This window comes from Kribbella sp. NPDC055110, assembly GCF_053607525.1.
On the sequence record NZ_JBSGTS010000012.1, the window covers coordinates 48,016 to 60,478 of the forward strand.

Here is a 12,463-nt window from a genome sequence, read left to right on the forward strand (position 1 = left end):
ATGGCAGCATCGGTCCATGAATACGAGTACTGAATTCGTTCTCAATGAGACCACTACAGCTTCTTAATTCGCGCTGAGGACTCCCGCCCCTGTGCCAGGCCCGCTGCGGGGTACGGCGCGGGCCGACAGGAGCGCGTTCAACGCAACCGGTGCCAGCCGGCCGCCGAACTCCTGCCGGGTCAGCGCCGCTACGCCGGCAGCAGTCGGCGCGGAGGCCGACGTACCGAAGAAGCGGCAGCCGCCCTGGGTCGTGGTCGGGCAGGTCCCGGAGCCGAAGCCACCTGCGCCGCTGACCGATTCGCCGTCGCCAGCGAGCCAGTTAGGCGCCGGGAAGTTCAGCGCACCCGCGCCGGGGATCCCGGTGCACGGACCGGGCCGACCACCCGGGCAGCGAGTCGTGCTGACGAGCTGCGTCGGACCTGCGGCGCTGAACGGCTCCAGCGGAGAGGTCTTCGGGTCGGTCGACACGCTCGCGTTCACGGCCCCCGCGCTGGTGGCGAAGACGGTGTAGTTCGAGTCCGGGTTCATCGAGCCGGCCCGGTCCGGCGGGTCGAGCGTCTGTACGCCGGACGCCAGCGCCCGCCAGCGCAGATCGAGAATCGGGGCCTTCCGCGCGGTCGAGGTGCCTTCGACATCGACGACGAGCTTCACGCGCTGCGCCGCGGTCGTCTTGTTGAAGTACTCGAACTGCTCGATAGTGTCGCCGACACCGTTCGCCTGGACAGCGTCGCTGGACGCGAGGCACTTCGTCCCGGTGCTGTCCATCAGGTACAGGTTGAGATCGGTGAACCCGCCCTGACCCGCGGTCGGGTAGATCGCCCGCGGCTCGCTCCACTGCAGCGTCGGCCGGATCCCGGCGCCAGGCAGCAGATTGAGGTCGTACGTCGTGTCGCTGCCGCGCAACTGCACCACGTTGTCGGGCGCCTTCTTGCAGCCGGTGAACGGCCCGGTCACACCGTCCGCGCCCTTGCCCGTGCCGGTCGCGGTGACGCGCGGTGCATGCCGGTTGCCGAGGTTCCCGGCCGACGAGCTGACCCAGATGCCGTGCTTGGCGAGTGCCTCGGCCGTTGCGGCGCCGAGGCCCTGCTGGAACGCGGGCTCGTCGTCGAGCGCGATGTCCTCGGCGATCATCGTGACGCCGGCCCGCGCGAGGACGTGGAACGCCTCGACATAGTCGGCGTTGCTGTCCAGCGTGCTCGCGAAGGTCAGCTTCGCGTCCGGCGCGAGGTCGTGGATGATCTCCATCATCGCGGTGCCCTCGTCGTTGCCGTACGGCGCCGCCCGCAGCACCTCGGTGTCGGCCGGCAGCTCACCCGCGGCGATTGCATCCGCGACATGGTCGGCGTCACCCGAGATCACGCCGATCTTCTGACCGCGACCGGTCAGGCCCTTCGCCTGGGCCTTGTCCGCCTGATGCAGCGGGACGCCCTCTGCGGTGATCGGGCCGACGTCGACAGCGGGCCGTAGCGACGGACGCAGGGCGGTCACCCAGCCGAGTGCCGCGACGGCGTCCAGCTTGTCGTACGGGACCGTGGCGGAGACCAGCCCGGTGCTCGGAAGATCGGCGTCGGCGACGGCCGGGAAGTCCGCGGAGTTCTTGAGGACCGAGACGCCGAGTGCAGTGAGGTCGTCCTGCTGCTGCGCGGTGACCGGCGCGGCGGCGTACACCTGGACCCCGACGCTGCTGCCTTCGACGCTCAGTGAGCGAGCCTGCACGCTCGATTGCTCCTGCGCGGCCAGCGTCGCGGCTTCCCGCAACATCGACGGGATCTTGCTCTGTGCGGTCTTTGCCGCCTGGGCTGCTGCCGGGTCCGGTGGCTCCGCAGCGGTCGCCGGTGAGACCACCGCAACCACCGCCATCGGAACGATCAGCATGACGCTGCCCAGCACATATCGAAGCTTCATCGGTGTCCTCTCCCCCTACACGGGCGGTTGCGACCCCACAGTCATCTACGCACCGACGGACTGTCCAGTCTTTGTGTCTATCGATCCGACCACGAGCGCGTGAGAGCGCTCTAGTTCCGGAACCGGCGAGGCCTTGACCCGGGTTCGGGGAGGGCTGAGAGTCGGGCCCGAGTGCTCTGTGTCCCCCGTTCTGTGTCCCCGCTCTGTGTTGCTGTGAGGAGTCGCCATGCTCTGGTGGTCTGGTTCTCGATCCGTGGATCGCCGGAGGCGGCGGGTGGCCGTTGTCGCGGCGGCGGCCCTGGTGGGCGGTCTGCTGGTGACGACGCCGGCGGCGGCCGACGATCCGGCCCCGGTGACGTTGGCGGCGTTCGAGGGTGCAGAGCCGTTCGCAGCGCCGCCGAACGCCGGGATCTTCACCTGGGGCAGTGACGCGGACGACCCGCCGACGCTCGAGCTGCAGACTCGGGCGGACGCGCCGGCCGGCGAGAAGGTGCTGCACGGGACGTACAACATCAGCGGCTGGGGCGGATTCAGCCACGACGTCACGTACGACGTGAATCCCGGCGACTGGTCGCCGTACAAGGGGATCCGGTTCTGGTGGTACGGGCAGAACACCGCTCCGCTTCCGCCCGGCTCCGGGAAGCGGATCTTCTTCGAGATCAAGGACGGCGGCGCGAACGCGGAGGCGTCGGAGCTGTGGAACACCAGCTTCACCGACGACTGGCAGGGCTGGCACCTGGTCGAGATCCCGTTCAGCGAGCTCGTGTACCGCGGCGACTACCAGCCCGTCGGCGGTATCGACCACATCCTGAACCTGACCCAGATGTGGGGCTACGCGTTCACGATGCCGGCCGGCGCACCGGGTGAGTTCGCGATCGACCAGGTCGAGGTCTACGGCAAGGCCGACCCGGCGCTGAAGAACAGCGTCGTCACCGACTCGGACGTGTACCCGGTCAAGGAGGGCGGGACCGCGCAGGTGAAGGTCACGGTCGCGACCACCGGCGGTACGCCGCTCGAGGAGCCGGTCACGGTCGACTACAAGACCGGAACCGGAACGGCCGGCCCGGATGACTACACGCCGGTTTCCGGAACGATCACGTTCCCGGCCGGAACGGTTTCCGGAACGTTCCAGAACGTTTCCGTGACCACTCGGAAGGACAGTTCCGCCGAGGTCGCGGAAACCGTTCCCCTCGAGCTCACGGTGACCGGCGCGAAGGCCCCGCAGACCCAGCCGGTCGTGGTGATCGACGCGCACGACCTGCCGTACCTGGACAAGAACCTCCCGATCAGGAAACGGGTCGACGACCTGCTCGCCCGGATGACTGTTTCGGAAAAAGTCGGACAGATGACCCAGGCTGAGCGGAACGCGCTCCGGTCCCGCTCGGACATCGCGTCGTACGCGCTCGGCTCGCTGCTGTCCGGCGGCGGCTCCGTCCCGACCCCGAACACCCCGGCCGCCTGGGCCGCGATGATCGACACCTTCCAGCGGAACGCGCAGGCGACCCGGCTGCAGATCCCGCTGATCTACGGCGTCGACGCGGTGCACGGGCACAACAACGTGATCGGCGCGACGATCCTGCCGCACAACATCGGGATCGGCGCCACCCGCGATCCGGACCTGGCCCGGCGGACCGGTGAGGTGACCGCGACCGAGGTCCGCGCCACCGGCATCCCGTGGGACTTCGCGCCCTGCGTGTGCGTGGTCCGCGACGACCGCTGGGGCCGCGCGTACGAGGGGTACGGCGAGGATCCGGCGCTCGTACAGTCGATGGCGACCGTCATCACCGGCCTGCAGGGCAAGGCCGACGGCAGTCAGCTCGCACGGAACAACCACGTCCTCGCGACCGCGAAGCACTTCGTCGGCGACGGCGGTACGACGTACGGCAGCTCGACGACCGGCTCGTACAAGATCGACCAGGGCGTCACGCAGGTGACCCGGCAGCAGCTGGAGACGATCCACCTCGCGCCGTTCAAGACCGCCGTCGACCTCGGCATCGGCACCGTGATGCCGTCGTACTCGAGCATGTCGGTCGACGGCGCCGCGCCGGTCAAGATGCACGGCGACGGTGAGCTGATCAACGGCGTGCTGAAGCAGCGGATGGGCTTCGGCGGGTTCGTGATCAGCGACTGGCAGGCCATCGACCAACTGCCGGGCGACTACGCGAGCGACATCCGGACGTCGATCAACGCCGGCCTGGACATGATCATGGTGCCGACGAACTACCAGGGCTTCACCCAGGGCCTGACCGAGGAGATCGGCGCCGGTCGGATCCCGATGACCCGGATCGACGACGCGGTCCGCCGGATCCTGACCGAGAAGTTCAAGCTCGGTCTGTTCGAGCACCCGTACGCCGACACGACCAACGCCGCGACCATCGGGTCGGCCGCACACCGCGCCGTCGGGCGCGAGGCTGCAGCGAAGTCGCAGGTACTGCTGAAGAACGACGGCAATCTGTTGCCACTGGCATCGACCGCCAAGGTTTACGTCGCCGGCAGCAACGCAAACGATCTCGGCAACCAGATGGGCGGCTGGAGCATCAGCTGGCAAGGCGGATCGGGCGCGACGACCACGGGTACGACGATCCTCGACGGGATCAAGCAGGTGGTACCGGACGCGACGTTCAGCGCGGACGCGTCAGCGCCGCTCGAGGGTCACGACGTCGGCGTGGTCGTGGTCGGCGAACGCCCGTACGCCGAAGGAATCGGGGATGTCGGCAACGGTCACGACCTGCTGCTCTCGGACGCCGACAAGGCCGCCGTGGACAAGGTCTGCGCCGCGATGAAGTGCGTTGTCCTGATCGTGTCCGGTCGTCCGCAGGTGATCGCGGATCAGCTCGGCAAGATCAACGCACTGGTCGCGTCGTGGCTGCCCGGAACCGAAGGCGCCGGCGTCGCGGACGTGCTGTTCGGCAAGGTCCCGTTCAGCGGTCGCCTGCCGGTCAGCTGGCCGCGCGCGGAGGACCAGGAGCCGTTGAACGTCGGCGATGCGTCCTACAACCCGCAGTACCCGTTCGGTTGGGGCCTCACGTCCCAGGCCGCGGCGCGTGCCGCACTGACCGAAGCCCGCAACACCCTGCTGCACAAGCACGATCCGTACGCGGTGGCGGCCGGGATCGCGGCGAGTGCCGCACTTCAGGTCCGCGACTGGTCGGGGCCGCAGGCAACCATCGCGCTGGCCGCGGCAGCCCAGTCCGCCAAGTTCCTGGAGCGTACGAAGGCGGACGCCTTCGCCGAGGACGATGCGGTCGTCGGCGTGGCGCGGTGGATCGCGCAGAACCACGTCGGCCAGAACGTGACCGAGCCGGCGTCGAAGCTCATCTCCGACGCCGACCACGCTCTGCTCAGCGGGCAGCTGAGCACCGCGGTCACGAACCTGACGGCGGCAACGCGCTAGTACCCGTGATGGTCGGGGCGGTGACCCCTCATCCGCCCCGACCACCACACCCCACGCACGAGACCCACCGCCCCAGATCCCCCAGGGCCTCGCGCCCGCGCGCTTTCCCCGTCGCCTTTCCGCCCGCGCCTTCCCCCGCGCGACTTCCCCCGCGGAACGTCAGCGGCTGATCTTCGCCGCCGCCTGCCGCGCGAGCTTGGTTGTACGAGTAGACGTGCGACCCCCGGAAAAAGTTGTTTCCGGTCTAGACGGATCTAGACGGGAGTTCGGCCGCGGAGGCGGCGGAGCATTCGGGCGTCCTCGAAGCCGACGGTTCGGGCGGCGGATTCGACGGTCGTGCCGTGGCCGATGAGGTGTTCGGCTCGCTCCAGGCGGAGGAGCTGCTGGTACCGGAGCGGGGTGAGGCCGGTGGCGGCGGTGAAGATGCGGGTGAGGGTACGTTCGCTGACGCCGACCTGTCCGGCCAGGTCGGTCAGTGGCAGGCGGTCGGCGTACCGGGCGTCGATGACGTCCTGGACGCGGTGGGCGAGGTCGCTGAGGTGGTCACGGTGGCGGAGCATCGCGGACTCCTGCAGTTCGTCGCCGTTGCGGCGGGCGTACACGACCATCTCGCGCGCGACCCGGGCCGCCGCCTCGGCGCCACGGCCGACCGCGACCAAGTGCAGCGCGAGGTCGATACCGCTCGCGATCCCGGCGGAGGTGATGACGCGATCGTCCTCGACGTACAACACGTCCCGCACGATGATCGCCCGCGGGTAGCGGGCGGCCAACGCGTCGGTCAGGTCGTGATGGGTCGTGAATCGGCGCCCGTCGAGCAGACCCGCCCACCCGAGCGCGTCGGCCCCCGAGCACACACTCGCGACCGACCCGCCCGCCGCGTGGTGCGCACGCAGTCGCTCCCGGAACTCCGGTCCGATCGGCGGCTCCGGCGACAACCGCGGCGACCGCCATCCCGGTACGACGACCAGGTCCCCCGCATCGAGCTCCGGCCACTCCAGCTGGGCCCGCAACGGCACGCCCTGAGCGGTCGCGATCTCCTCGGATTCGGCGACGTACGAGACGTCGTAGGAGTACCCGAAGTCGTTCGCCGTCGTGAACACCTGCGCCGGCCCGGCGAGATCCAGCAAGTGGAGCCTCGGCACCAGTACGAAGACGACGCGAGTAGGGCGCATTCGGTCAGGATGACACGGGTACGCCGGTGAGCTCGTCGAGCGTCCGGATGGTGGCGAAACGGCCGGCCAGCGCGTACTCCGTGCGCTCGACGACCTGCTCCGCGGTCAGCGTCCGCGGGTCGGCGAGGATCTCCTCGACGGTGGCCTCGTCGCGGATCGACCAGTGCGCCAAGGCCATCGTCGCGGTCGCCTCGGTGACGAACAAGACGTCGTACCCGAGGTCGGACGCGACCCGTGCGGTGGTCTCGCAGCACTGCTCGGTACGGATGCCGGAGACAACGATCTCGGCGACACCGTGCTGGGTCAGCAACTGCTGCAGATTCGTTGTGGTGAAGGCGTTGTGCGACGTCTTGGTGACGATCGGCTCGCCCGGCAACGGTTCGAGTCCGTCGATCAGCTGGACGTGCCCGTTGGCCGGGTCGAACGCGCCACCGGTCCCCGGTTCGGTGTGCAGCACCCAGACGACGAGATCGCCCTTGTCCCGGGCGGATTGCACCAGACGGTTCACTCGCTCGGCGATGTCGGGGTGGTTCACCAGCTGCCAGTTCGGGCGGACCCGGAACGATTCCTGGACGTCGATCACGATCAGTGCGGTTCGGCTCATGACCTCATCCTCGCGCGCGAACGGCGTACCGCTGAAGGCTCGATCGAGCCCCGGACCGGACCGATCTGGTCACGGGCGTCAACCGACCCGAGAGATCGGACGAATTCACACCGTTCCGAACTGTTCCAAACACTGCTGCGGCGTGCTTATCGTGCCCAGGTCTGGTCTCTACAACGATTGAGGGGATTGCGATGCCCGAACACCTGCCCCGCCGCCAGGTCCTCCGGACCGCCGGCGCACTGGGCCTCGGTGCCGCCGCCGCGGGCGCTCTCAGCACGACCGCGAACGCGAGTACCCAGGCCGCGAGTACGCCGGATAAGTTGACGCCCATGGCTGCACACCACGGAAAACTCGAGATCCGCAAGGACCCGTTCGGTACCACTCCGGACGGCCAGAAGGTGGACGTCTACACGTTCACCAACGGCCGGGTGACGATCTCGATGCTCACCTGGGGCGCGACCATCCAGCGGGTCGAGACGCCGGACCGCCACGGCAAGACCACAAACATCAGCCTCGGGTTCGACAACCTGCCGGATTACGCCGCGCTCAGCCCGTACTTCGGCGCCACCATCGGGCGGTACGGCAACCGGATCGCCAAGGGCAAGTTCACCCTCGACGGGACGGCGTACCAGATCCCGGTCAACAACGGTGAGAACGCGCTGCACGGTGGCACTCTCGGCTTCGACAAGAAGATCTGGACGGCGAATGTCGTGCAGACCGACACGTCCGTCGGCGTCGCGTTCACCTACGTCAGCCAGGACGGTGAGATGGGCTTCCCTGGTGAGCTCACCAGCACCGTCACGTACACGCTGGACAAGCGCGACGACCTGCGGATCGACTACCACGCGACCGTGGCCGGCAAGGCGACGATCGTGAACCTGACCAACCACGTGTACTTCAACCTGCTCGGTGAGGGCAACGGCACCATCTACGACCACGTGCTGGAGCTGAACGCGCCGAAGTACACGCCGGTCGACGCGACGCTGATCCCCACCGGCGAGATCGCCCCGGTCGCCGGTACGCCGTTCGACTTCAGCCGACCGACCGCGATCGGCGCCCGGCTCCGCGGCGACCACCAGCAGCTGATCTTCGGCCGCGGGTACGACCACAACTTCGTCATCGGCGGGCAGCCGGACAGCAACGGGCTGCGGCTCGCGGGGCGCTTCTGGGAACCGGAGCACGGCCGCACGATCGAGGTGCTCACCGACCAGCCGGGCGTCCAGTTCTACAGCGGCAACTTCCTCGACGGCACGTTCCTCGGCATCGGCAACAAGGCCTACCGCCAGGGCGACGCCTTCGCCTTCGAGACCCAGCACTTCCCGGACTCCCCGAACCACCCGAGCTTCCCGTCGACGGTCCTCCGCCCGGGCGAGACCTACAAATCCACCACCATCTACAGCTTCGGCACGAAGTAGGAACCGCGAGGCCATCACAATTGCTCCACCGACGACCGGCCCCGCCTGACGGTGGCGCCGGTCGTCACTTGTGATGGCCTGGGAGTCCGGTCTCCGCCTACCCCGCCAGCGCCGACGATGCTCGCGGTCAGTGGCGAGCGACCCGGACGCACAGCTCTGACCCGCGACGCGCTGGCCGCCTAAGCAAGGGTTACCTAACTTGCATAGGGTTGGGGCATGAGCGAGCCCGTGCTGCAGATTCCGTTCGAGGACGCGTTTCGGTTCGATCCGTCGCCGACGTTCGCCGAGTTGCGGGAGAACCGGCCGGTGGCGCGGGTGCGGACGCTCGCGGGGGCCGAGGTCTGGCTGGTGACGCGGTACGACGACGTGAAACTGGTGCTCGCCGATCCGCGGTTCTCGCGCGCCGCTGTGGTGAAGCAGGGTGCACCACGGGTCGCGCTGGCCAAGCCGATGCCGAACAGCCTGACCACCACCGACCCGCCGGAGCACAGCCGCCTGCGACGGTTGGTGGTGCCAACGTTCGCGCACCGGAAGATCGAGCAGACCCGGCCGTGGGTCGCCGAGCTGTCCGCGCAGCTCGCCGAGGACGTCGCGCAGGCGGGCGACGGCGCCGACATCAGGCAACTGGTCGCGTTGCCGTTGCCGATCCAGGTGATCTGCCAGCTGCTCGGCGTACCGTATGCGGACCGCGAGGAGTTCCGGGAGTGGACCGAGCTCGGGTACAGCATGAAGATGGCCGAGAAGGACCTCGTCGAGGAGGCGATGGCCAACCTCACGGCGTACATCGAGAATCTGGTCACGAAGAAGCTCGCGAACACCTCGGGTCCCGCGGAGGATCTTCTCGACGAGCTGGTGCGCGCTCGCGAGGAGGGCGACCGGCTGAGTCAGGAGGAGCTGATCGCGTTCGGTGTGAACCTCTTGGTCGCAGGCCACGAGACGTCGGCGAACCAGATTTCGAGCTGTGTCGCCACGCTGCTGCGCTGGCCGGAGAACTGGGCGCGGCTGGTCGCGGAGCCGGAGCTGATCCCGTCGGCGATCGAGGAACTGCTGCGGTTCAACAGGTTCAGCGAGGTCGGGCAACTCCGGGTCGCGATCGAGGACGTCGAGTTGCACGGCGTACAGATCAAGGCCGGTGAAGGCGTGATGGCCGCGCTCAACTCGGCGAACCGGGACCCGCGGGCGTACGACGCTCCGGACGAACTACGGCTGGATCGCCGCGACAACAAGCACATGTCCTTCGGCTTCGGACCGCACTTCTGCCTCGGCGCACAACTGGCGCGGATCGAACTGCAGGAGTCACTGGCGGCACTCGTCCGGCGCCTTCCGCGGATGAGCCTCGCGAAGCCCGCCGAAGAGCTCGAGTGGCGTCGCGTGCTGGTCAGCGGTCTCGCCGAACTGCCGGTGAACCTCAACCTCTGAGGTCCACCGGCACCTGATGCTTCAGTTCTGCGAGCTGAACACGAGACCGTGCTCGGTCTCGTACTGCTCGATGAAGCGCTTCGCCATCGGCTCGCTGCAGCTGACAGCCCGCGCAAGGTTCGCCGCGGTGCGCTCGTGCCCTTCCGGCCAGTCGGCCAGCATGTTCCACGCGCGCATGCGCTTCTTCTCCAGTTCGGTGGGCTCCTCCGCCGGCTCCGGCTCGGCCTTCGACACGACGACCGGTGCCGGGTCCGGCAGCACCGGCTCGACCTTCGGTGTCCGGATGAGCGCCGGCGGCTCGGTGTCCGTCACCGTCGCGAACGGAGACGGCGGTTGCGGCTTCTGGACGACCGGCTCGGCCTTCGGCTGCGGGGCCAGCGGCTTGAGGCCGCCCGCCGTACCACTGACGACGTGCTGCGGTTCGCTCTCGTCCTCGACGACGACCGCCTCGGACACGTTCCCGCTGTCGGTCGGGTCCTGGTCGACGATCGCCATCAGCTCGCCGGTCCAGGCGTCGTCGTCCCGCAGTCCTACCCCGCTGCCGTCGGCACGCCGCGGCTGGCCGCCCTCGAGCACCCACACGGCGGCGGGTACGGCGGGACGGTCCTCGGGCTGCTCCGGCGGCGGCGAGATCGCCTTCGTCAGCTTGTTGGTGATGACCTCGTAGTTGATCCGCTCCTCGAGCATCCCGGCCAGCCGGTCCGGGTCGTACGTCGTCTCGGCGATCTTCGCCAGCCGCTCGTCCTGGTGCTCGGAACGGATGTACTCCGCGACGGTGCCGGCGATCGCGTCCCGGCGGCTCTTGTTCCGGATCTGGTGCTGGGCCGCGCGGAGGCTCTCGTACAGGCCGTAGCCGTGCTCGATCGCCAGCGACCGCGCCAGCCAGGTGACCCGCGGCTCACGGGCCCACTGGACGACGCCGTACACCGGACCGGTCTCGCGCATCTGCCCCGCACGGCGCAGTGCGTCGCGACGACGGGCCGAGCTGTGGATCAGCCAGAGCACGTACGCGAACGCGGACAGACCGCCGAAGCCGAAGGCCAGGAACCGCTCCTCCGGACGCCAGTGGCCGACCACGTTGAAGACGACCGCGACGAGTGCCGCAAAGAACGACATCGCACGGTACGCGTAGGCCTGCTCACCCTTGCGGCGGCGCAGGTCGGCGAGTGCCGCGGTCGCGACACCACCTAGTTCCAGCACCGCGACGGCGGGGGTGACGAGGACGATCTTGAGCAGCTGCGAGAAGCCGCTGTCCGGCCAGGGGATATGGGTCACGCCGGCCCAGACCTGGCCGACCAGCGCCGCGGCAGCCGCGGTCGCGTAGAAAGCGTAGGCGACTTTGTCCGCACCGGTGAGGGGTACGTTGACCAGTTCGCCAGTACTGGTTGTGCTGGTGTTCTCCTGCAAGACGTGCACTCCTGACCGGTTTGGGCTCTCCGGCAGTTCGTCGGGTGGGTGGTACGGCGGCCCCCATAGCGCGCTGCAAGAGGCTACCGGTTTCCGGCCCCGAAAGGGGAGGCGAATCCGGAAACGTCTCGAACCTCCCCACTCTTACCACGGTTCTAACCTGTCAATTCAAACGCGTTGCAGGTCCGGCTACGGGATTCGTAGGGTCGGCTCCATGATCCCGACGCTCCGCTCGCTCCCCGATCCCGAGGCGCTGGCCGCGGAGCTCGGCACGCGCTACCACCTCGGCTTCACCAGTTGCACGCTGCTCCGTTCGCTGGTGAACGATGTCTACGAGCTGGCCACCGACGACGCCCGTTACGTCCTCAAGCTCTATCGGTACGGCGGCCGCGGACCGGACGAAATCCGTTGGGAGACAGGGCTTTCGGAGCATCTGCGCGCGTGCGACGTACTCGCTCCACCGGTCCTCCCGCTACCCGACGGAGACACCGTCGGCCTCCTCGAGTCACCCGAAGGTCCCCGGCCGTTCACCCTGCTCGGGTACGTCGAGGGCACCAAGCCGCGACCGCCCTTCACCGACGAGTTGTACGCCGCCTTCGGCCGGCAACTCGCCGCATTTCACGATGCCGCCGAGAACTACACGTCGCCGTACTATCGTCCGCCCGCCGACCTCGTTCACCAGCTGGACGAGCCGCTCGAAGAAATCCTCGCCGTGGACGACACGGAGGAAAACCTGCTCCGGTCCCTTGCAGGTGCTGTACGGAACAACCTCGCGCAGTACTCAAAGGCAGGAACCTGCCACGGCGACGTCACGCTGGACAATGTCTTGTTGACCAATCAGGGACTCCTCCTCCTCGACTACGACCTCGCCGCGATCGGCCCGCTGGCGGCCGATTTCGGCGGCGTCGCGACGACACCGCACTGGGACGCGTTCAGGTCCGGGTACGCCGAACAGCGGCCGATCACTCCCGAGGACGAGACGGCGATCCCGTACCTGCAGGTCGTCGGCAGCATCTTCAACCTGTACTTCCATCTCGTCGACAAGCCGCGGTGGCGCGGTGCAGAATCGCGGGGCGAGGGCTGGGCCGCGGCCGAGCTCAAGGGGTTGCGGGCGGCGGCCGACGTACTGCTCTAGTGGCTTCACAGG

At 68.4% G+C, this 12,463-nt stretch carries 8 protein-coding genes; 4 read left to right on the forward strand and 4 right to left on the reverse strand.

Translation table 11 applies throughout. The annotated features are described in order from the left end of the window. Positions 1-63 precede the first annotated feature (63 nt). Positions 64-1,905 (reverse strand): S8 family serine peptidase, encoded by a 1,842-nt coding sequence (locus tag ACWF0M_RS20270; RefSeq protein ID WP_452237230.1) that lies wholly within the window; start codon positions 1,903-1,905, stop codon positions 64-66. A 274-nt stretch (positions 1,906-2,179) separates the two neighbouring features. Between ACWF0M_RS20270 and ACWF0M_RS20275 the strand changes: the two genes are divergently transcribed. After that, complete coding sequence (locus tag ACWF0M_RS20275) at positions 2,180-5,299, forward strand: glycoside hydrolase family 3 N-terminal domain-containing protein (RefSeq protein ID WP_452237231.1); 3,120 nt, start codon at positions 2,180-2,182, stop codon at positions 5,297-5,299. A gap of 254 nt (positions 5,300-5,553) precedes the next feature. Here ACWF0M_RS20275 and ACWF0M_RS20280 read toward each other — a convergent pair whose 3' ends face one another. After that, positions 5,554-6,471 (reverse strand): GlxA family transcriptional regulator, encoded by a 918-nt coding sequence (locus tag ACWF0M_RS20280; RefSeq protein ID WP_452237232.1) that lies wholly within the window; start codon positions 6,469-6,471, stop codon positions 5,554-5,556. 4 nt (positions 6,472-6,475) lie between these two features. Continuing rightward, positions 6,476-7,075: a cysteine hydrolase family protein gene (locus ACWF0M_RS20285; RefSeq protein ID WP_452237233.1), complete on the reverse strand. Its 600-nt coding sequence runs from the start codon at positions 7,073-7,075 to the stop codon at positions 6,476-6,478. A gap of 191 nt (positions 7,076-7,266) precedes the next feature. Between ACWF0M_RS20285 and ACWF0M_RS20290 the strand changes: the two genes are divergently transcribed. Continuing rightward, entirely contained in the window at positions 7,267-8,490 is a 1,224-nt protein-coding gene (locus ACWF0M_RS20290; RefSeq protein ID WP_452237234.1) for an aldose epimerase family protein, read from the forward strand. Positions 8,491-8,706: 216 nt separating this feature from the next. Continuing rightward, a complete protein-coding gene (locus tag ACWF0M_RS20295; protein ID WP_452237235.1) occupies positions 8,707-9,909 on the forward strand; it encodes a cytochrome P450 in 1,203 nt (400 codons plus the stop codon). 21 nt (positions 9,910-9,930) lie between these two features. Here ACWF0M_RS20295 and ACWF0M_RS20300 read toward each other — a convergent pair whose 3' ends face one another. Next, entirely contained in the window at positions 9,931-11,316 is a 1,386-nt protein-coding gene (locus ACWF0M_RS20300; protein ID WP_452237236.1) for a hypothetical protein, read from the reverse strand. A 214-nt stretch (positions 11,317-11,530) separates the two neighbouring features. On the opposite strand from ACWF0M_RS20300, the gene ACWF0M_RS20305 reads away from it, so the two are divergent. Next, a complete protein-coding gene (locus ACWF0M_RS20305; protein WP_452237237.1) occupies positions 11,531-12,451 on the forward strand; it encodes a phosphotransferase enzyme family protein in 921 nt (306 codons plus the stop codon). The last annotated feature ends 12 nt before the right edge of the window (positions 12,452-12,463 follow it).

Coding starts and splice junctions, on each gene's coding strand:
- ACWF0M_RS20290 (WP_452237234.1), top strand. CDS start 7,267: ATGCCCGAACACCTGCCCCGCCGCCAGGTCCTCCGGACCGCCGGCGCA.
- ACWF0M_RS20295 (WP_452237235.1), top strand. CDS start 8,707: ATGAGCGAGCCCGTGCTGCAGATTCCGTTCGAGGACGCGTTTCGGTTC.
- ACWF0M_RS20270 (WP_452237230.1), bottom strand. CDS start 1,905: ATGAAGCTTCGATATGTGCTGGGCAGCGTCATGCTGATCGTTCCGATG.
- ACWF0M_RS20285 (WP_452237233.1), bottom strand. CDS start 7,075: ATGAGCCGAACCGCACTGATCGTGATCGACGTCCAGGAATCGTTCCGG.
- ACWF0M_RS20305 (WP_452237237.1), top strand. CDS start 11,531: ATGATCCCGACGCTCCGCTCGCTCCCCGATCCCGAGGCGCTGGCCGCG.
- ACWF0M_RS20280 (WP_452237232.1), bottom strand. CDS start 6,471: ATGCGCCCTACTCGCGTCGTCTTCGTACTGGTGCCGAGGCTCCACTTG.